The organism is Nitrosomonas sp. (assembly GCA_031316255.1).
Classification (GTDB): Bacteria; Pseudomonadota; Gammaproteobacteria; order Burkholderiales; family Nitrosomonadaceae; genus Nitrosomonas.
The window spans coordinates 2,988,520-3,008,699 of the sequence record JALDQW010000001.1 but is presented as its reverse complement, the minus strand read 5'-3'; the positions used below and the strand labels follow the sequence as shown (position 1 = coordinate 3,008,699).

Annotated in this window: 18 protein-coding genes and 1 pseudogene; 4 read left to right on the top strand and 15 right to left on the bottom strand. The window is 43.1% G+C overall.

The features are described 5' to 3' along the window. Positions 1–6: 6 nt before the first annotated feature. The 5 genes from MRK00_13375 to MRK00_13355 all read right to left on the bottom strand — a co-directional run bounded on the left by MRK00_13375 (position 7) and on the right by MRK00_13355 (position 3,459). A complete protein-coding gene (locus tag MRK00_13375) occupies positions 7–771 on the bottom strand; it encodes a 3',5'-cyclic-nucleotide phosphodiesterase (protein ID MDR4518362.1) in 765 nt (254 codons plus the stop codon). 21 nt (positions 772–792) lie between these two features. Beyond that, positions 793–1,218 (bottom strand): universal stress protein, encoded by a 426-nt coding sequence (locus MRK00_13370; protein MDR4518361.1) that lies wholly within the window; start codon positions 1,216–1,218, stop codon positions 793–795. Positions 1,219–1,254: 36 nt separating this feature from the next. Further along, positions 1,255–1,980, bottom strand: a complete 726-nt coding sequence (locus MRK00_13365; GenBank protein MDR4518360.1) for a TerC family protein — start codon at positions 1,978–1,980, stop codon at positions 1,255–1,257. A gap of 71 nt (positions 1,981–2,051) precedes the next feature. Continuing rightward, positions 2,052–3,215, bottom strand: coding sequence for a patatin-like phospholipase family protein (locus tag MRK00_13360; GenBank protein MDR4518359.1), 1,164 nt, complete (start codon positions 3,213–3,215; stop codon positions 2,052–2,054). A 4-nt stretch (positions 3,216–3,219) separates the two neighbouring features. Further along, the gene (locus MRK00_13355) at positions 3,220–3,459 is read right to left on the bottom strand and encodes a hypothetical protein (GenBank protein MDR4518358.1); all 240 of its coding nucleotides are present in this window, start codon (positions 3,457–3,459) and stop codon (positions 3,220–3,222) included. Between the two features lie 140 nt (positions 3,460–3,599). Here MRK00_13355 and pip point away from each other — a divergent pair, with 140 nt between their 5' ends. Further along, positions 3,600–4,571 carry a prolyl aminopeptidase gene (gene pip / locus MRK00_13350; GenBank protein ID MDR4518357.1) on the top strand — a complete coding sequence of 324 codons (972 nt, stop codon included), beginning with the start codon at positions 3,600–3,602 and terminating at the stop codon, positions 4,569–4,571. Positions 4,572–4,641: 70 nt separating this feature from the next. Here the strand turns inward: pip and MRK00_13345 are convergent, their stop codons facing one another. From MRK00_13345 to MRK00_13335, 3 genes are all read right to left on the bottom strand, one after another. Then, positions 4,642–5,571 (bottom strand): cadmium-containing carbonic anhydrase, encoded by a 930-nt coding sequence (locus MRK00_13345; GenBank protein MDR4518356.1) that lies wholly within the window; start codon positions 5,569–5,571, stop codon positions 4,642–4,644. A 247-nt stretch (positions 5,572–5,818) separates the two neighbouring features. Then, entirely contained in the window at positions 5,819–6,136 is a 318-nt protein-coding gene (locus tag MRK00_13340) for a transcriptional regulator (GenBank protein MDR4518355.1), read from the bottom strand. 222 nt (positions 6,137–6,358) lie between these two features. Next, positions 6,359–7,312: a sodium-dependent bicarbonate transport family permease gene (locus MRK00_13335; GenBank protein ID MDR4518354.1), complete on the bottom strand. Its 954-nt coding sequence runs from the start codon at positions 7,310–7,312 to the stop codon at positions 6,359–6,361. Positions 7,313–7,700: 388 nt separating this feature from the next. Between MRK00_13335 and MRK00_13330 the strand changes: the two are divergent. Next, positions 7,701–8,827 (top strand): annotated as a pseudogene (locus MRK00_13330) (IS3 family transposase). A gap of 18 nt (positions 8,828–8,845) precedes the next feature. Here MRK00_13330 and MRK00_13325 read toward each other — a convergent pair. Then, a complete protein-coding gene (locus tag MRK00_13325) occupies positions 8,846–9,007 on the bottom strand; it encodes a hypothetical protein (protein ID MDR4518353.1) in 162 nt (53 codons plus the stop codon). A 691-nt stretch (positions 9,008–9,698) separates the two neighbouring features. On the opposite strand from MRK00_13325, the gene MRK00_13320 reads away from it, so the two are divergent. Further along, the gene (locus MRK00_13320) at positions 9,699–9,902 is read left to right on the top strand and encodes a hypothetical protein (protein MDR4518352.1); all 204 of its coding nucleotides are present in this window, start codon (positions 9,699–9,701) and stop codon (positions 9,900–9,902) included. Between the two features lie 276 nt (positions 9,903–10,178). Here the strand turns inward: MRK00_13320 and MRK00_13315 are convergent, their stop codons facing one another. The 5 genes from MRK00_13315 to MRK00_13295 form a co-directional block, all read right to left on the bottom strand. After that, complete coding sequence (locus MRK00_13315; GenBank protein ID MDR4518351.1) at positions 10,179–11,684, bottom strand: carboxypeptidase M32; 1,506 nt, start codon at positions 11,682–11,684, stop codon at positions 10,179–10,181. 176 nt (positions 11,685–11,860) lie between these two features. After that, on the bottom strand, positions 11,861–14,680 hold the full coding sequence (locus tag MRK00_13310) for a DUF4214 domain-containing protein (GenBank protein MDR4518350.1): 2,820 nt from the start codon (positions 14,678–14,680) through the stop codon (positions 11,861–11,863). A 497-nt stretch (positions 14,681–15,177) separates the two neighbouring features. Continuing rightward, the gene (locus tag MRK00_13305; GenBank protein MDR4518349.1) at positions 15,178–16,104 is read right to left on the bottom strand and encodes a lipase family protein; all 927 of its coding nucleotides are present in this window, start codon (positions 16,102–16,104) and stop codon (positions 15,178–15,180) included. 613 nt (positions 16,105–16,717) lie between these two features. Further along, the gene (locus tag MRK00_13300; GenBank protein MDR4518348.1) at positions 16,718–16,954 is read right to left on the bottom strand and encodes a hypothetical protein; all 237 of its coding nucleotides are present in this window, start codon (positions 16,952–16,954) and stop codon (positions 16,718–16,720) included. Positions 16,955–17,110: 156 nt separating this feature from the next. Then, positions 17,111–17,386 (bottom strand): hypothetical protein, encoded by a 276-nt coding sequence (locus tag MRK00_13295; protein MDR4518347.1) that lies wholly within the window; start codon positions 17,384–17,386, stop codon positions 17,111–17,113. 340 nt (positions 17,387–17,726) lie between these two features. On the opposite strand from MRK00_13295, the gene MRK00_13290 reads away from it, so the two are divergent. Next, entirely contained in the window at positions 17,727–18,956 is a 1,230-nt protein-coding gene (locus MRK00_13290) for an IS701 family transposase (protein MDR4518346.1), read from the top strand. Positions 18,957–19,262: 306 nt separating this feature from the next. On the opposite strand, the gene MRK00_13285 is transcribed toward MRK00_13290, so the two are convergent. Continuing rightward, on the bottom strand, positions 19,263–20,177 hold the full coding sequence (locus tag MRK00_13285; GenBank protein MDR4518345.1) for a polysaccharide deacetylase family protein: 915 nt from the start codon (positions 20,175–20,177) through the stop codon (positions 19,263–19,265). Between the last annotated feature and the right edge of the window lie 3 nt (positions 20,178–20,180).

The following is a 20,180-nucleotide window of genomic DNA, read 5'->3' as shown; positions in this document are numbered from 1 at the left end:
GATACCCTAGAATTCGAATACCTGATTTCTTAATAGTCTACGTGGATTAAATTTTCCAGCACAGGATTTAATCTCACGCATCGTCAATTCATCTTCGCCCTGTTTCAAATGTGTAATATATATTTCTGCCTTGCGCTTAAGTTTTTCCAACTCGGCGCATAACAAGCTTGGACAAAGATGTTTTGACCGTATGGCAATATCCCTTTTCTTCTCGCAAAAGGCTACTTCAATAATCAAATACTCCAAATTTTCAATAGTATTTACGACAGACCAGAGCGCATCATTAGTTGTTGTATCTCCAGTAAAAACCAAACTGGCTCGGCCAGAATCGATTTGATAGCCTACTGCCGGCACAACATGATTGGCAGGCAACGGTGTAATCTTTCTCCCCCCCAAATCTGAAACCTCACCCTGCGATATCACTTTATATTGCATATAAGGATTATTAGTATCGGGTATTTTTGTAAAATCTGGCCAAATATGCCAGTTAAACATATGCTTGCATAAAATGTCGATAGTCTCTTGAGTCGCATGGATCGTTATGGGTTTCTGACGTATAAAACCTACTGTATCGACCAAGAAAGGGATATAAACAATATGATCAAGATGAGCATGTGTCACAAAAATGTGATCAATATTAACCAACTCTTCCAGCGATAATTTACCGACTCCGGTTCCCGCATCGATCAAAATATCGGAATCAATCAACATGGCTGTTGTATCTGAATCACTACCGATGCCACCACTACATCCTAATATTCTGAGCTTCACGTCTCGCTCCAAATTTTTACACTATTTAACGAGTAATACAGGTATCGACGATAATTGCATCACTTTATTAACCACTGAGCCAAGTAGCAAACTCTGTATTACACCATGCCCTCGCGCGCTGATAACAATCAAATTACAGTGCAGTTCTATCGCAAATCGCTCAATCATTTCCGCCGGGTCACCAACCGTAATATGATTTTCATACGGAATTTCAGCTTGGTCTAATATTTCGCATGCTGTCTGCAAGGACTTCATACCTTCTTCGTAGTGATACTGATGAATATCACTATGATTAATAAATAACGAAACATTACCATCAAGCGGAAATTGGACATTCAGTACATGAATTTCAGGTCTTTCGCGATACCAGGCCATCATTTCGATCGATTTTCTTGCCGCTTTAACAGAATAATCTGATCCATCAATGGGTAACAAAATTTTCAACATGTTTAATTTTTAGATTATTGTACACACCGGTACATTCTAACGCGATTTCTTTGTTTCATCGACAAGATCCACCACCGGTGCCATTCTGGCTTGCGTATGGGCAGCAAGTTTTTTACCGGTTACAACCACAACAATTACAGTTAAAATCGGTATCATCCATTGCAAATAAACGGCATTGTGGCTCACCCAATCTTTTGTAACCTGATCGGTTACCATCATGTCTCCAGCTATCCAGCCAAGTAACGCAGCACCGATTACGATTGTTATTGGATAACGGTCCATTAGCTTCATGACCAGCTTGCTACCCCATACGATAATGGGCACACTAATCACCAAACCGAAAATCACGAGACTCATACTGTCTTTTGCCGCTCCGGCTATCGCTATTACATTATCGAGGCTCATCACGGCATCTGCGACAATAATTGTTTTAATGGCCCCTGCCAGTGTTGTACTGGCCGCAACATCATGGGCGTTGCCTGCTGGCTCAGGTAGCAGCAACTTGATACCTATCCAAATTAATAAGCAGGCGCCCACAATTTTCAAATAAGGCACTGTCAGCAGATTCAATGCGAAAAAAATGAGAACAACGCGTAATGCAATGGCGCCAAACACACCCCAGAAAATACCCTGATTACGTTGTTTCTCTGGTAAATGACGACAAGCCAATGCAATTACAACTGCATTATCCCCACCCAATACAATATCTATTGCAATAATTTGTACTACAGCAATCCAGAATTGTGGACTCTCAAAGCCCATTTAAGTTTCACCTCTAGTCGCGATTTTATTAAAACAGAATAAATAACTGCGCATCATCTGGTCCAAAGCTACTAAGCACTGATAAATTGCAAAATTCTTTCTTTTTGTTGCAGGGCATCATTACGGCCCAGTTCGATTAAAGCTTTACAAAATTGTGCTTCAAACAACACATAGCTTAACAATGTCGAACCGTTAGGACTCATCGCACCTACTGCTCGATACAAGGAACGCATTGTAACCGGCAATGAATGCGCATAGCTTTGTGCAATTTCATTAATTTCTATACTGGGGTAAATTATCATCGAATCGATAGGCCTCAATCGAATATTATTTTCGTGCCGGGTCTCAGACGGGATTAATTTTAATGTCTCATTGATGCGCCGCAAACGCTCAAGATCTACATCGAGGCTGTCGACAAAAATACTGTTCATGGCATGTCCTGCGATTTGTGCAAATGAAGGATAATTCGTTGTGCTGACACGTTTTGGCGCATTGTCTTTCTCCTTATGCACGCCCAAAATCAGAACCTTATCTGCACCCAGATGAAGCGCCGGGCTAATTGGCGTCAACTGGCGCATTGAACCATCGCCAAAAAATTCACGGTGTAACTTAATCGGTGGAAAAAAAAACGGTATCGCGGAAGATGCCATCAGGTGCTGCACACTGATTTGAGTTGATACACCCACACGCTGCGCACGTTTCCAAGGAACAATATCGCGGGCAGCTTGATAAAATGTTACCGATTGCCCGGAAGTATATCCCCAGGCGGTAATACCCAGCGCATGCAACGATCCTGAACGAATACAATGATGAAGCATTCTTAATGGGACTCTATGCAATAACAACGACTGCAAGGGTGAGTTATCCAGCAGGGAGATTGCCGTATGACGGCCATAATTACTAGAAAACAGCGATCTTAAAAAGCGAAAACTATTTTTAAGCACACCCAGAAAATCAGATCGATACACCTGATCGACATGAAAATTGATCCACACATCCTCCAACAGGCGCACACCTTCCTGAAAATCATTCGCGGCGACGGCCAAACTGGCAGCATTAATGGCGCCTGCAGAGGTGCCACAAATTACTGGAAACGGATTTTCAGCGCCCTCCGGTAACATCTCGGCAATCGCGCACAACACACCAACCTGATATGCCGCTCGTGCGCCGCCGCCGGTCAAAACCAATCCAACTTTTGGTTTATCGTGATTAAACCTTGATTTTGTTCTTAACAACGAGCTAGACCTTTACTTTTTCCAATGCATCCTGCAAGGTATCTTCATTTAACTGATTCAACGACTTGGACAACATATTCGCTGTCTCAAATGCTTCCTTAGGTAATTTTCTGCTATCGAGGCAGGCAATAAATCTAGCTGCTGCACCAACCGCCTTCAATAAACTTTGCCGTTCGTTCATCAACATTTCAACTTCAGTACGCAACATGGAAATTTCCTGCTCCTTTAAAATAGTATGATGCATGATATTACCTTTAAATTGTAGATGTAGTTAAAATATATCTGTGAATATAGCAGAACCATAAATCATAGAAGTTTCGAACTCAGTGCTATTTATCACTCATTTTTCTAGAATTTCTAACATAATTACAGACGGAACACACGATGCATACTGACACCATACACAAATTATTTCCCGAAATTGAACCGTATCAGCAAGACGTGTTATCCGTCGATTCCTTACATTCCATCTACTGGGAACAGTCAGGCAATCCTGGTGGCGTTCCGGTTGTTTTTCTCCATGGCGGGCCGGGCGCTGGATCAACGCCCGCCCATCGCCGTTTTTTTGATCCGTTGTTTTACAGAATTATTATTCTTGATCAACGCGGCGCCGGTCGTTCAACACCGTTAGGTGAAATTCACAACAATACAACGCCGCTACTGATCAGCGATCTTGAGCAATTGAGAGAGCAACTTAAAATTGAAAAATGGCTGGTATTTGGCGGCTCCTGGGGCAGCACACTGGCGCTTGCATATGGCGAAGCGCATCCAGACCGCTGCCTGGGATTAATTTTACGCGGAATTTTTTTATGCCGAAAGCAGGAAATCGATTGGTTTTTGTATGGATTGCGTACATTATTTCCGGAAGCCTGGCGAAAATTCGTTGAACCGCTAGACGCAGCTGAGCGTAAAGACATCCTTGCCGCATACTATCAGCGCGTTATACATCCGGATCCCGCGATACATATGCCAGCTGCTCGCAGCTGGAGTATTTACGAAGGTTCCTGCTCAACCCTACTGCCCAGCCATGAAACTGTGGATTATTTTGCGGGAGATACCGTAGCACTGGGGCTTGCTCGTATGGAAGCACATTACTTCAGCCACGATATTTTCCTGCCGGAAAATGCACTGCTGGATAATGTGCATAAACTTCACCCTATTCCCGCTACTATCGTGCAAGGTCGCTACGACGCCGTTTGTCCAATTATTAGCGCGGATGATTTACATCACGCCTGGCCGCAGGCTGAATATATTATTATAGACGATGCAGGTCATTCGGTTTGGGAACCAGGCATCTTGAAAGCTTTAATTAAAACCACAGAAAAATTTAAAAAGCTTCTTCCACCTATTCTTTAGGTCAAATATAGTTGTTAATTTTCCCATTATCAATCGTTTCTTCTTAGGTTAATAATGGGAAATATTATATTTATACTATGGGTATGATAGGCAAGGAAGCATGTCCCAGTACAGAAGCTGTAGCCACATTCTGTACTGCCATTGCTTTAGCAATACGAATAGCGTCCTGATTATCACTGTTATCAGTGATTTCTCTCGCGGCCGAATCAAATGTCCACGTATCTACAATAAACATATCATACTGTGGTCCAAAGGTTTCACGGATTGCTGCACGGTTTACTGTAGTTCCAGGCCTTGTGTTTATTGCTATACCAAGTTCGTTGTGCGCATCGACCAATTCCTCATACTGTGCACCATTTGCTTGTGCGGCTTGCAATACCGTTGATCTATCATCAGAAAAAAAACCAGGACTCTGCAAACGTTGATTCGCGCGCTGTACTAACGCAGTTTTTTCATCTTGATTAATGCTGATACCTAATTGTTCTATCACGTCTGTAATATCATCGATCCGTTCCACGATATGCTGATAGATATTCTTAACTTTCGCACATGCGCCACAACCACAACTGCTATGGTTATCTCCGTGAACTGAAGTCTCAAAGCCTTTCTGTTTTAGTTTATTGATAATTTTAGAAGCAAGCTGTAATTCATTCTCCTCATTTTGTATCGAAGAATTTCCTAGATCACTACCGTACACCATACTGAGCGTTCCACCTGCTGCAGAAGGAGCCTCCAAGCGTTTACCATCAATCATCGTTCGCCCATCGACACAAATAACTGGAATACTACTGTGAACATTATAGTTAAACTCCCCACTCGCAATCCGTTTATACATTTCATCTAAAATGTTTTTATCAATATCAGATCGATTCGCTGGGCCAATATTTCCAATTCCTAAATTAAATTTACCAAGTGTATTAAAATTTAATTCCTGATCACTATTTTCCTGATTCATGGTTTTTTCACCAAATCCCAATATATCTTTGATTTTCTTAAACATGAACATGGTTCCCTGTTAATAACTCTAAGATTTTATGTTGTCAAACTAAATATTTCTAAGTAATTGCATAGTACATTTGCTCGATTCATTTGATGCCATCAATATAAAATAAGCCGCCTATAAAGAGAAGCGGCTTATTAAACTTTCTAATTTTTAGTAAGTGCAATAAATGTATTCAATGCAACAAGACTCTTAATATCACAATCATTCGAACAATTAATCTTGATTGTTACCGTTACACATTTATTTAATATGATATGGGGGGCCCTTCTACCCATTCACAATCCGAGAGCAAACACATCCCGCCAAACTCTTTTAATCTGGGGCGTAAAGCAGCCACAATCTTGTCTGCCTGATCTTGTTTACAAGCGAGAATCACGACGGCATTTTCTTCCTGCCATAGAACATCGTCGGGACTTCGGGTACCCCGTGAACCAAGTCCACCTGCTTTTTTGAGCACTGTATAGCCTCGTACAGATGTCTCCATTAATAGATGGATCAAATTCTCCAGTTCTTCTTCTGCAACAACGATTTCAATTCGCTTCATTGATATTGTGGAATTCATGTTTCTCCTCGTGTATAAAATTTTTTATGATTGGACTTGTCGAATAATAAAAATTAGTTCCAGAAATCAAATTTCTATTAATTACCACTTTTGCATTATCCGACAGTCCTTAATTATGAAATCCCCTTTTTTTCGACAAATAATATCACTTACAAAAAGTTAAAGAAATTTAAATATCGAAAATTAATTCAAGGTTGTAATTCAATTGGCTCGTCATAACTATTAAATACCATGCATAAACTTTGCCATTTCCCAGTAAATTGGCACCCCAACAAAGATATTAAAGGGAAAAGTTACCCCTAACGAAAGTCCAATCGATACTGCAGGATCTGCTTTTGGTACCGCAATACGCATCGCAGCGGGCGCAGCAATATAAGAAGAGCTAGCATAAAGTACTGCTAATATCATCGTACCACCAGGTGTCAAATCAAAGATCATACCCATAAATGCACCAAATGCACCGCAAGTAAGCGGAAATAGGATACCAAAGGCGACCATGAATAACCCTTTTTGTCTAATGATTGATAGACGGCTTGCAGCCAATAGTCCCATTTCCAACAGGAACAAAGCAAGTGCGCCTATAAAGAGATCGAAGAACAATTTATCCAGTGGCTCAACTTCTTTCACTATACCCATGTAGTATCCAATCGCAATACCACCGACCAGCAGATAAATACTCGAACCGGTAAATACTTCATGCAATAATTTACCCCATTGCGTTTTTCCACCGGCGGCACTGGCGCCCATTAATGCCAGAATCGTTCCGGTTGCTAGTGCTGGCACCTCCAGTAATGCCAGAAACAAAGGCATATACCCTTCGTAATATTCATTGATACCATCCATGAATGCTATACCCACAGCAAAAGTAACGGCACTGACCGAACCATAGTGCGCAGCAATAGCCCCGGAATCGGCTTGATTAAATTTACCGACAAATTTTAAAATAGGATATGCAACAAGTGGGATTAACGCCGCTGTTATAACAAGTGCTATACAGGCAGGTAAAACTTCCATAACCTCATATTTGGATAATGATAATCCGCCTTTGAGGCCAATTGCGATCAATAAATAAATACTTAAGCTTTTATACAATGCCTCAGGAATCTTCAGATCAGACCTGATTAATCCAGCTACGACCCCCATAATAAAAAATAGTACGACTGGTTGTATCGTCATTTAATGCTCCCCTTGATTTGATTTTTAGTTATAAATAAATTGCTTTTAAATGTGTTAAAGCCTAGCAATTCACCTGTTTCTGTTTCTGTTTCTGTTTCTGTTTCTGTTTGTCTTTATCTTATTTTTGAACTTGGATCATATAATAATGCTTGTCAAAATTTTGTGAAGATTGAAGAAAACTTTTAATGCGACAATTCAGAACATTGTATAAGCATGAAGTACACATTTTGATTTCCTGATAAGCGATTGATACGTGCACCATAAGCAATTATAGATCTCCCTTCATCCGTACAATGAAGTGGCTTCAGTTATTTGGACACCCGAATGGCAAAGTTAAGGAGTTATTTTCTGTATGATTATTTTTTATTTGAAAAGAGGAATACAGAAAATGAGTAAGAAACGCAGAAATCATTCACCGGAATTCAAATCAAAAGTCGTATTAGCGGCGATTAAGGGCGATCAGTCGCTGACTGAGCTCTCTCAGCAATATGGCGTCAACAGCAATCTGATCGTGAAGTAGAAGAAGCAGCTGATTGAGCAGAGCAGCGAAGTTTTTGCATCGGGTAACGGATTGGCGCCGGACAGGGAATCAGAAATTCAATCACTGCAAGCGAAGATTGGTCAATTGACCATGGAGAATGATTTTTTGTCCAAAGCGCTCGGTCGCTAGATCGGGCGCAGAGAAAAGACATGATTCAGAAAACACATCAGTTACCCAGAACGCGCCGCTGTGAATTATTGGGTATACCGCGATCAAGCAGTTACTATCAACCGCAACCGGTATCTGATGAAGACCAGGCGCTGATGCGATTGATTGATAAAATTCATCTGGAGAAACCATATCTTGGCTCTCGGCGTATTGTCGATGCACTGACGGAGCACGGGCACAAAACAGACCGCAAACGTGTACAACGTTTAATGCGGCTCATGGGCATACAGGCGATCCATCCTGGGCCAAAAACCTCGAAGCCACACCCGCAGCACAAAGTTTATCCATACCTGCTGCGAAACCTGGACATAAACCGCGCCAATCAAGTTTGGGCGAGTGACCTGACCTATCTGCCGATGGCATCCGGTTTTCTTTATTTGACGGTTATCATGGATTGGTATAGCCGCAAAGTGCTGAGTTGGCGGGTGTCAAACAGTCTGGATGTCAGCTTCTGTGTTGATGCACTTGAAGAAGCAATTTACCGTTATGGAACACCGGATATATCCAATACGGATCAGGGTTCACAGTATACCAGTGAGGCCTTCATCTTAGTATTAAAGAACAACGGCATTGATATCAGCATGGATGGCAAAGGGGCCTGGAGAGACAATGTGTTTGTCGAACGCTTGTGGCGCAGCGTCAAATACGAGGAAGTTTATCTCAATGTTTATGAATCAGTGTCCGAAGCCAGGCAATCACTGACAAAATATTTCCGGTTTTACAACGAAAAACGGAAACATCAGACATTGATGGCTACACCCGATCAGGTTTATTATGAGTCTACCAGGCTGCCAAAGGTGGGTTGATCGTTAAGAAAATAACTCCTAAGGTACTTGTCCAAAAATTGGAGTCCACTTCTCAATAGTCGGAAAATCGACACAACCGCGCAACTTGATGGCCTGTTCAATCCTTCGACCACTCCGGCTGCTGATTCCCGACTTCGCTGCTGATATTTCCTGTGTATGTCCTGTTTGACGACTCTTCATATAAATAGCTTCCTGTTTTGGTGTGATACATTTTCCAAGCAAGTTCTTTCTCCTAGTCAATAGGGTAAGAACTTATTCTGGCGTCCACACACAACCGGTCAAGCTAATTGTCGCCTGTCCGGACAGGTTAATTGTCGTCTCATACGACATGGCAATGGTCGACTAACAGGATTTAGAATTGTAGTAATCTTGGTTAAGCTGAACAACCTTTAGCATTGAGCCGGAGCATAATATTGTGCAATTGCTATTCGATAGACGGCGAGTCCGTTAATTGTGACCAGGACTGATCAATTTATTACATTAATTTCTTTAGCATGTTTGTTCAACGAGTCACAAAGCAATCTGCCGGATTTAAATCCAGTCTACCACAACATATTAAAAGTATTACATATTTTAATATTTATATATCCACAAAGATCTAATTTTACCTTTACTATACAAAACTCTTAATTGCCAAATTTAAAAATAAACCCAAAAACTATAATTATTCGCTGTATTACTTTTAAAAAAAGTAATTAAACTTCGTCCGAAAAATTTTGTGAAATTTCTGTAATTTTTTTGTGAATTTTTTGTGAATTTTTTGTAAAAATTTTGTTATAATTTTGTGAACTTTTTGTGAAGTCTTTAGTCTTATAGTTGTAACGAAATTTAATCTTTATTTAATTAACTTTTTTAAAAGGAAAAAATAATCATGGAAAATAATTTTTCAACTATTATTGCATTATCTATCGGCGCAGTGATTCTTGGTATTTTGTCGTTCATGGCATTTCCAGAAGCGAATTCAACTTTTGGACTTGTTCTGTTTGTCGGTTATTTGGCTTCTACAGTAATATATGGGCCAACCAGAAATTACATGATGCGTTATCTAACTAAAAAGCCCATTTCACAAGTTTAGTATAGATAACAAGTATTAATTAGATTCGGTTCCATGGCGCCAGTTCAACTCCCCTTGATAAATTCACATGGAACCGAATCATTTATCACCTTCAAGCAACGAACCATTTGAAGTGCCACATCAAAAAAGGTTTCCACTTATATCAAATGCGAAGTGAACTCTGCTTCGCGAAAGTGGGCAAGCTTTCTGTCTCAGAACAATAAGATTTCTTTTTTCGTATTTCGTTGCAAGGTTTTTGAACGCATCTCAGACAGAAAAGGCTGTAAGCTTTACAAATTATCCATTTAACTTGTATATCACCTTGTATTTGGCTTTGAGATAATCAATTAAATGGTTAGGGTTTAACGGCTCACCTGTTATTCGCAATACTAGCTCCTGAGGGGTATAGCGCCTACCCTGGCTATGAATTTTTTCATTCAGCCAGTGTTTGATTGGTTTAAAATCACCCGTCTCAATATTATTTGCGGTATCGGGCACTTCACTCACCATAGTCTTATAAAACTGGCATGCGTATATCGCGCCTAACGTATAGGAAGGAAAATACCCAAAAGCGCCACTGCTCCAATGAGAATCCTGCAAAACACCGAGTGTATCCGTCGGTGGCCTGATCCCCAAATAGGTGTCCATTTTCTCATTCCAGACTTCGGGCAAGTCATTAACCGCAATGCTGCCTTCGAACAGACCTTTTTCAATTTCAAAACGCAGGATTACATGCAATGGATAGGTTAATTCATCCGCTTCAACGCGTATAAACCCAGGTCTGCACGCATTAATCGCCTGGTAAAACGAATCTACTGTTGCCCTTTTCAGATTTCCGGGAAAGGCCTCGCATATTGTTTCAAAATAATATGTGCAGAATTCTCTGCTTTGCGCAATCATTCGTTCCCAAAATAATGACTGCGATTCATGAATACCCATGGTCAGCGATTCTGAAACGGGCAAATCTGCGAATTCCAATTGACGCCCCTGTTCATAAAGTGCATGGCCGGTCTCATGGATCACCGCATAGAGTGACTCGACAAAATCATTGTCGTTATACCGCGTTGTAATGCGCACATCGGTTGGATGACTGCCGCCGCAAAACGGATGCACAGACACATCCATACGCCCCATATCATACTTAAATCCGATATCCTTACTGATTTTGCGTGCCAGGGCTTCTTGTTTCTCAACCGGGAAATGACCTTGCAGGAAGGATATATCGGGCTGATACGAATGGTGTCTGATTTTATGAATAAGCGGTATCAAAACCGCTTTCAATTGATCGAATATAGCGGTAATTTCCGCTGCCGTTGTTCCGCGCTCAAATAAATCAATATTGGCATCATAAGGCGGCATATCCGGAAATGCACACGCAGCCCATTCTTTCTTTAATTTCAAAAATTGTTCAATTACCGGTGCAAAATCAGAAAATTTATTCTCCCTGCGTGCCTGCACCCAAATTGTATGGCCCCGTGAACCCAGTTCAGCCAATGCCCGTACCAAATCATTGGGTATCCGGGTCATTAAATCGAAATTCCTGCGCGCCTCCTGAATATTACACAACGCCATTGCAGTGAAATCTTCCGTGCCGTCATTTAATGCATCCAAGCACTCGCCTAAAGCCGGGTTAGTCGTGCGTTCGTGTATTACACCGGCAAGCGCGGCAATCTGCTTGGCGCGTGCATCTGCGGCGCCTGCCGGCATCATAACTTCCTGATCCCATGCAATTGTGCTCAGCACACCATTCAAACGCGATATTTCTTCAAGCCGCCTGACCAAATTCTGATAATTTTTATTCATTCTTGTATTTGAACCAAAGTTTTGAATTCTTGAAATCTAAAATGTGTAAATTTACACAAAAAAACAAAACCCAACATCATAATTATTCACGATGGCGATATCTATCAACGGCATGTTGCGGGGTTGTAAAGCTAAAAATCAACCGGTCTCTTGGCAACATGCATCGCAACAATCAATTAAAACCCATATTCAAGACCCGTCAGCGCCAACTCCTCCACACCCATCGCAGTGATATTAATTTCAGTCTCGGCTGCCAACAGCGCAAGTGAAACCTGGGTCTGCTCACCTGAGTCGATCAAGCCCACGAAACGGGCCAGCGCATGATCGGAAGGTGCTCTACCCAACAAATTTTTATATAAAAGCGTCACTTCAGCTTCATTACTGTACCCCGTACCAAGTCTTATATTCAGCGCAAGTTCCATTAACTCGGAATAACTCATGCCGCTATCCAACAAATCCAAACCGATTCCAATGATATTTTTTCGCGCGATGCCCGCTTCACCCAATAGTACACCGATAGTTTTGACAATCTGGCCAGCGTTCCCATCCAGATCATAAGCAATTCCCTTGTCGATAAATTTGATTCGTTCTATACCGGTCAGGCTATCGATTTCTCCTGTTTCACCGTTTTCGATAAGCCAGGTTTGATCGGCAGTATCGATGAAAAAATTTTTCATTGAATCCAGATAAATCGAAGTGTCAAGCCCGTCACCGCCGATCAACTGATCATTACCACCTTTTCCGATCAAAAAATCATTGCCCTGACCACCGTCAAGAATATTATCGTAGTCATTACCCTGCAATGTGTTTGACAATGCATTTCCGGTTGCATTAGCCGGTCCATCACCAAACAGATTGATCCGCTCGACATGATCAATATTTTCCAGGGAATAAGAAGCCGGCGCCCAGATTAAATCGTTACCTTCATCCGGTAATTCAATGACTTGATCTTGTGGTGAATCTATCACGTAAATATCATCCCCCGGGCCGCCATACATGGTATCGTTTCCCGTCCGGTATAATGCGTTCCAGTCAAAACGATCGTCACCGTCGCCACCATATAGTTCGTCGTTACCTTCACCCCCGTTGAGCTCGTTGTCTACAGCATTTCCCATCAGGATATCGTTACCCTGCCCGCCATTGATATTTTCAATAACAGTATTGTATGCAATGGCAAGATTCTGGTTGGTAAAAACATGTCCATCCCAACGTTCCGGACCCAAAAAACTCCAATTGCCCGAATTAAGATCAATCAAGGCATCAGTAACCTGATTTGACCAGTCAATCGTGTCTATTCCTCCGCCATCCCAGATCGTTTCAAAAACGGGCAAATCGACTTCCCATTGATAAACGGTATCATCACTACGCGTATTCCAATTAGCACCATACACATATTGCAACGCAGCAATATCATTTATCATCGGCGTTGTCGGGTATAAAATGTCACGTTGGCTATTCAGGGAATCGCCGACAAAATCCCGCAAGCTCATCACTGAATAAGGCAACGCATCGATAGAAGCGTCGGCAATAATTCGCCCTTCATGTGGATGATCCAGTCCTAACGCATGACCGGTTTCACGTAAAAAAGTAGTATAGGTCCAGTTGCCTTTAACAGGTGACAACAATTGAATCGATATCGGCAACCAGACATCACCGCCACGGATTGATGAATCCGGTTGATAGGAAATGCTTTCATTAATTCCCGGCAAGGTTGAAAAACGTATGTCACCTGAAACCGTTTCATTGTCTGTGACTTCTGATAGACGAATATTGGCTACCTCAGACCAGGCCTGCAGAGTGTTACGGAATCCGTTTATTTGAAACGGTGTTAACGGTTTCCAGCCCGAATGCCAAGGTTCACCGGAACCATCAACAGGCCCGTATCCTTTGTCGACATCGGTTGAATAGCTGGATAAATCCGTACGAAAACTGTAACTGATATTCGCACCGCTACCGACACCGACATTCCATTTATACGTTCCGAGCAAACTATCAATTGCATTGTTACCGGATAACGCAATCGTGTTATCCGTAATTGAATATTCCAGTCCTGTTTTCTTAAGGCCGGAAATATCTATATTTTGTTGATTAAACGTTGACCTTGCCGCCAGCAAGATCAATGCGGTTTTTGTAAATGCGCCGGATTCAACTTTATTGAGCCAGAATGACAACTCATCGAATGTCGGTTCATTTCCGGTCAGATTCTGGTAAAGCAACCGGATCACATCCGCATCTGTGGCATCCTCTCCGCGCATGATTTCCAGTGCAAGATCCGCCAACGCCTCATCACTAAAACCACTATCGAGTAATGCAAGAAAATTACCTATGGTGACTTCGGACAACACAGCATTTTTACCGAAAACAGCGCCAACAATCTTTGCCACTGTACCGGCGTTTCCTGTCAGATCGAAAGCAATTTTTTTGTCTTCGAACTGGATACGTTCAACATTTTTTAGTGTGTCAATACCATCTGGACCTGCAACAATAAATGAGCCTGGCTTTAGGACCGTAGTGATCTTATAGTCCTCCAAGAACCCCGAGAACAAAACGGTATCAACACCTTCATTGCCATCGATTACGTCATCTCCACCAAAACCACGTAATATATTGTTATGGGTATTGCCCATAATCTTATCGTTTCCAGCAAAAATGACTTCCTGATCCAGATTGGCGCTTTCAATGGTTGAAGTAACTAAAATTTCGCCGGTGATGCGCTGCAAGAGCGTGTTAGTGGCCGTATGATAGATCGACTGTTCGGTTATTTGTCCACTGGTACCGCCAACATTTCTGACATGCTGTTTAACGGTAAATCCCTTGGAGTAATCGATTGTAAATTCACCGGATTGCCCAGGTAACAAACTTCCCGTCCAACTTGACCTGATATCAGATATATCACCAAGGAGAGTTTGATTGGTTTGTTCGGAAACTGCATCATTATTCGAATTATCTAAACCATATTCGTGAAACGCATCAAAAATCTCTAGATTTATGCCCATCTCGGTTTCCTTGGCAGCCAGATCTGCCCGTTTCTTACATTAAAACAAGCACTTTTCAGTGCAACTCAAGGACTGTCCGAAAATAGTCGCATTGAGGAAAAGTCATTTTTTAGACAGATTTTCGAATCTTTACAGTGAGTTGTTATTTTATTTAACGAAAATTATCATGAGATGTAGCAAAAATCGCTTCTCTGTAGTAAAGCAATCTATCCTCGAACAGTCACATCGCTATCTTAAAGCGTTAAATAACTGAAACAACTGGACTTAAGTACATCAAGATATTCACTGAGCGATGAACATAACTGGTGTATGCCCGGAGAAGAAAGCGCTATGACCTATTGACAAAGATTTGGGCAGATTGATCAACAATATAAGGAATCACCGACTGAGAGATAGCCATTTTCCAACCCGGATTTCCCCATTTGACAAACTTCTAATGGGGAAATCCGGGTGCATACACACATCACATTCCAGTTTTCTGTGAAGCCGGACAGCGTTCAATCGCCGTGTTGATTAAGATAAACTTCACGTTCAGCGAACGGCACCTGTAGTGCGGTCATGAGTTTACTGCCGATATTTTTCAGATAATTGGCAATAAAATGTTCCTGCACGCTCTCATGATCGATATTATCCCAAAAACCCTCCACCTTCTGTGAGTCAACCTGGTGTTGTTCAAGATACACATACGCAATCCCTTTTAACAGTATCGTTTCGTCGCCCATATGCGTGTATCTGCCATGCAACGCACTTAATAAAGTTACCGGCGGCAGTAAAGGCACGACATCATTTTCATTCACAATACGGGTTAATGGTAGGGTATGGTAACGTTGCACTCCTTTATTATTGGTAAACTTCGGCTGACCGAAATTAATCATTTTCTGCACCTCAAAACCATCTTCGTGCAAATAAATCATCAGTATGGCAGCAATCGCCGCACCAAGGGAATGGCCTGTCAGGCGAATGGAATAGTCTTTTCTTAGGTGCGGAAGAATATCGTTGTAAATCTTATAGGCATCTTCATCAAACCCCTTGTGCAGATAAATATCAAGTTTTTCGTTTTTTGATTGGGTATATTCAACATCTTCCTTGATATTTTTCAGATTGGCGGTTCCTCGAACACTGATGACCTGAAGTTTATTACCGTCGTCCTGTTCAAGAAAGTATTGCACCCGAGTATTTCCAACCTGGACAACACGCACGGTATCTGGAAACGCTGCCCGGATTTCGGCCTCGGTATTGTAAGCAGCACTGGCACGTTTTGCATACCACTGGACTTCATCAAAATCGATTGCCTTGGCTACTTCCTGCGCTTGAGACCCAGCCTCTCTCTGTGCCACGGTATCTTTCTGATTCGCACTGCAACCGGCAAATACCATTAACGACGCAATCATTGAAACAAACAGTCCTGATTGATTCTTTGGCATGAAAAACCCTCTTAATCTTGATAGAAAAGGAAACCTGTTCTTGCGCTGCAAAATCTTTCACATCCCTGCTTCTTTACAATTCGACTGACAGTAACATAATGCACACCAAATTTATCTGCAATGTCTCATTGTCTCATCATGTAATCCCATCGTTATACTTTACTGCGATCCGCAAGTGGCATACGCAAACATTAGGCTGTTCCAAGCTATTCAAATCGATACTTGCGACATAGCGACTGCCATAAATGTCTTGATCTCGATTACGGATCACTGGTAACCGTTTCTTTAACCGCCTAATGAGCAGAATGATTGATTGAATCATTGCTGTTTGTCGTTTTTCAACAGTCTATTCCGCTCATGTTCATATTCCTGATACGGCATCGGTTTTTTAGTCTGATTCGGATCGATGCCAGGATTAACATTCATTTCTCTTGTATTTAGCCCTTCATAAATGTTACCGTAAACTCGTTCCTGACTGGCACATCCAGTCAGAAAAAGGAATGGAATGCTTAAGACTATCACTGAAACGATGTGCACAATTTTCCCCTTTATGTCGCGAATGCACTGACTTGTAAATCACGGTATCAAAGAATCAGCGCCCAGCCGTAATTGATTATCCGTAACAGTATATTGAATGACGCCAAAGCGCAACATTGCAAAGGCGTTCGCTCCAGCACTCTTTCCAACTGATAATACGGACATTGCGTTCTTTGAGCGTGATGCAATAAGGCACAGGAAGGATTCTTGCCACTTCAAGTACTGCAACGCGAGTGCAAAATGCCAAGGCAATGCCCAGCGGGCGCGCCGGGTAACGCCCTTTTACCATCCGGTTGTGTAACCAAAATTGCATACCTTCTTAAAAAATTCGGTCAATAAATAAATCCGTATTGCCAGAGGCTGGAAATACGGTTTATTAAAATATGATCTCAATCGCAGACACGGAAAACCGTTTCAATCGCTTTACTGTGTTAGCACATCAAAATGCTTTTTCCGGCGCAATTATTGCTTAGTCACCACCACACCCACCACTGCATCCGCTGGAATCACCCAATACGTCGAAAATTTCACCGCTGCTGGAAGCGTCTTCCGAATCGCCGGAACAACCGGAAGCGCATCCAATGTGGGCGGCACAATTCCCGCTGCCATGGTTTGGCGATGACTTGTCCGCGCAATTGAGCGAGTATTTGAAACCATCATGAATATTCAGTTTGCTATCGATAGCAAAAAGCAAAGGCAGGTATGGCGGCGTTTCGGGATTGATTTTCTCTTTTGCGCAGGGCATCGAATACCAGATTGATGTCGGTACTGGTCAAATGCGGTTATCGTTTACTGACTTTCTGAGTCAGGCTTGAAGGGAATCTGTAGGCTGCGATAAAAGCGAGCCGCCTTAATTCTACTTTGTCAGATTCAAATGACCCCAAAAGTGTATCAAACTGATGTATAATAACACTTTGTTTAATAATTATTAATCACGATCATGTCGTGAAAATACTAAACGGTCACTCCAATTTGCCCTTCAGGGGCTTCCAGAAGCGCTTAGCGCACATTTATCGTTATTTTCATCATTTTTTGTATCGGCGACGCGCGATGCGTCAGCGACATTCTATGGCTACCTGCGTGGACTGTTTCAATCTGAACGAGCAAATATGTTACGCATGGGCGAAGTCAATGAAGTTGACCACCAGGCGATGCAACACATGCTGACATCAGACGCGATTGACTGGAATGGATTTGGCGAGCAGATTGCGATTGAGACGGATGCGTTGTTGGGTGGTTCTGCTGCTGTTTTGATTATCGATGAAAGCGCTTTTGCGAAGAAAGGCGAATCATCAGCAGGTGTTTCCCGACAATGGAATGGCCGTCTTGGTAAGGTAGACAATTGTCAGGTTGGTGTATTTGCCAGTTTGTGCCAAAACAGCATGGCCAGTTTGATTGATGCGCGCCTGTATTTGCCACAACATTGGATGAGCGATTCGGATCGTTGCAAGAAAGCAGCAATACCTGAGGCATGCCAGTATTATCAAAGCAAATGCGAGATTGCATTATCAATGATCGAAACAGCCAAACAACGCGGTGTGCGTTTTGGTTATGTCGGCATTGATGGCGGCTATGGCAAGGATCCTGCTTTCTTGCGTGGTGTTGATAAACTTGGCTGCACATTTGTCGCTGATGTTCACTGTCGGCAGATGGTTTATCTTGAAGACCCAAAACCGGGCATTCCTGCCTGGAATAGCCGTGGCAGGCAACCGAAACGCCTGAAAGCACAATCTGAGGCGATACGTGTTGATCAATGGGTATCAGAGCAGCCGGATGCAGTATGGCGGCGCATTAAACTGCGCGAAGGCGAGAAAGGTATGCTGGAAGCGGAATATCTTCATGCATTTGTATGGGTATGGGATGGCAGCGAGAAACAAGCGCATCGCTGGCACTTGCTGGCAAAGCGGGAGGTTGGCGCTAGCGAAATATCGCATTATAGCTTATCCAACGCGTCACTTGAAACACCGTTACAGCAACTGGCGCAAGTACAGGCGCAGCGTTTCTTCATTGAGCACAGCTTTCATGAAGCAAAAAGCGAATGTGGCATGGCTGATTATCAAGTGCGCCGGTGGGATGCATGGCATCATCACATGGCGCTAGTCATGCTGGCAACGCTATTCTTGGTCAAGCAAAAGATGCTTGGGCGCAAGCAATGGCCGATGTTATCCTTCAATGACCTGGTGACCGCATTAGCGCACATGCTGCCAAAAAGACAACTTACCACCGAGGATCTGGCAGATGTTATTCATAAGCGGCACCGGCGACGGCTCAGCGCTAAAAAGTCTTTTGCTAGGCGAAAAGTGGCTTTTGGGTAATCTGACAAAGTAGAATTAATTTTTTCCCTTTAACAAAGAAATAGAGTACTGCTGATACGAGCACACACAAAGTGATCACTTCAACGGTCACGAATTTTCCTTTTTTCCGAATCAGAATGAATAATCCGACAGAGTTTTGTCACGCAACGTTACGCATTGTGCCAGACAAGCAATTCCGGCAAACATCTGATAAAACGGGAAATTCGCGGTTATATAGTCAACCCGGTAAATTTTATCCCTGCTGCCGCAGCATCAGGCACAAAACGCGCTTATGCTTTTCACACTTGCCCGGCCAAACATCCATGTTCAATCTTCCTGCGCGCTTGCTTCGAATGGATGTTTAGCCATCCAGTGCCTAGCGATCTCCTCTCGCCGGCAAATCCATACCAGATCGCGATTTTGTATATAATCGAGAAAGCGCGCCAGTGCCATTGCGCGCGCCGGATGTCCGCTGATTCTGCCATGCAGTCCGATGCTCATCATCTTCGGGCAGTGCGCGCCTTCCTGCCACAACAGGTCGAAAGCGTCCTTGAGCGACCGGAAGAAATCGTCTCCACATGCAAAACCGTTCGGTAACAGATAACGGGCGTCATTATTGACCAGCGTATACGGAATCACCAGATGTGGCGGCAATCCGCCAAGCCAGTATGGCAGATCATCGTTATAGGCATCCGAGCTGTAAAGCAGTCCGCTCTCCTCACGCAACAGGCGGCGGGTATTCTGGCTCACACGGCCTGTGTACCAGCCAACAGGCTGTTTGCCGCAGATTCGCTCAATAGTCTCAAGGGTAAGGCGAATATGGTGCCGCTCATTATCTTCGGGGATACCGCGGTAATCAATCCAACGGTAGCCATGTCCGGCAACTTCGTGTCCGGCGGCGGCAAGCGCACAGCCGATCTTCGGGTTAAGTTCCAACGCCCGGCCTACGGCAAAGGCAGTCAGAGTCAAACCGCGGTCTTTGAACAACTCCAGAACGCGCCAGACGCCGGCACGCGATCCGTATTCATACATTCCTTCGACACTCAGATCACGTTCACCTTCCCGTGACGGACGGCCCGGCAGCTCGTGCAAATACGCCTCCGAGCAGACATCACCATTGAGAATGCACGATTCCGCGCCTTCCTCGATATTGAGCACGAACTGAACCGCAACCCGTGCATTACCCGGCCATCGCGGATGCGGAAGTCGGCCGCCATAACCGGTCAAGTCTCGCGCACTCATCCT